Origin of the sequence: Prevotella sp. 885 (genome assembly GCF_002265625.1) — a bacterium.
GTDB lineage: Bacteria > Bacteroidota > Bacteroidia > Bacteroidales > Bacteroidaceae > Prevotella.
Window position 1 is genome coordinate 1 of record NZ_NOVE01000119.1, and the last position, 1,475, is coordinate 1,475.

A 1,475-nucleotide genomic window follows, 5' to 3' on the forward strand; every position below is an offset into this window, starting at 1 on the left:
AGGGCGTCAAGTCAGAGGGGGTAGACGCGAAACCAAGTGATCTACACTTGTCCAGGTTGAAGTCCCGGTAACACGGGATGGAGGACCGAACCAATAAGCGTTGAAAAGCTTCTGGATGAGATGAGTGTAGGAGTGAAAGGCCAATCAAACTTGGAGATAGCTCGTACTCCCCGAAAGGCATTTAGGTGCCGCGTCGGATGGTCACCGTGAGAGGTAGAGCGACCGATAGGACAAGAGGGCTTCACCGCCTATCGAGTCCTGACGAACTCCGAATGCTCACGGTCTGCAGTCCGGCAGTAAGGGGGCGGGTGCTAAGGTCCGTCCCCGAGAGGAGAAGAATCCAGACCGCCGTCTAAGGTCCCGGAATTCTGTCTAAGTTAGTCTAACGAAGTGGGGTCTCAGTGACAGCCAGGATGTTGGCTTGGAAGCAGCCATTCATTCAAAGAGTGCGTAACAGCTCACTGGTCGAGAGTCCCCGCATGGATAATAATCGGGTATAAGACAGATACCGAAGGCGCGGGATAGCAAATTATAAAAGTATCGGTAGGGGAGCATTCCATATCCGTCGAATGGTGCGGGTAACCTATCCTGGAGGATATGGAAAAGCAAATGTAGGTATAAGTAACGATAAGGAGGGTAAGATTCCCTCCCGCCGCAAGACTAAGGTTTCCCGGGCAATGTCAATCATCCCGGGGTCAGTCGGGTCCTAAGTCTCAGCCGAACGGCGAGGGCGATGGCAGACACGGTCAACATTCCGTGACTACCTTTAGGAGCGATGCGGAGACGGAGCAGTGAAACTTCCGCGAGCCGACGGAATGGCTCGTTAAAGAGTGTAGGTGTTGATGGCTGTAGGCAAATCCGCAGTCAGAGCCGAACTTGAAAGTACGGGGTCCTCTTCGGAGGAACCTGATAGCGAGGGTAAGCATACTCCCGAGAAAATCCGCTAAGCAATCCTGAAGGTACCCGTACCGTAAACGGACACACGTAGTCGGGTAGAACATACTAAGGCGTTGAGAGATTCATGGTTAAGGAACTAGGCAAACTGACCCCGTAACTTCGGGATAAGGGGTCCTCGTGAATAGCGAGGCGCAGAGAATAGGTCCAGGCAACTGTTTAACAAAAACACAGGGCTGTGCAAACTCGAAAGATGAGGTATACAGCCTGACACCTGCCCGGTGCCGGAAGGTTAAGAGGAGATGTCAACCGCAAGGCGAAGCATTGAATTGAAGCCCCGGTAAACGGCGGCCGTAACTATAACGGTCCTAAGGTAGCGAAATTCCTTGTCGGGTAAGTTCCGACCTGCACGAATGGTGTAATGATCCGGACGCTGTCTCAACCATGAGCTCAGTGAAATTGTAGTATCGGTGAAGATGCCGATTACCCGCGATGGGACGAAAAGACCCCGTGAACCTTTACTACAGCTTAGCATTGACCTTGGTCATCCGATGTGTAGGATAGGCCGGAGGCTTCGAAGC

The 1,475-nt window shown here is 52.5% G+C and carries 1 rRNA gene; it reads left to right on the top strand.

Annotated features, from left to right (window positions below):
* Nucleotides 1-1,475: ribosomal RNA gene (locus CHL74_RS15320) — 23S ribosomal RNA — on the top strand; the annotation flags it as partial.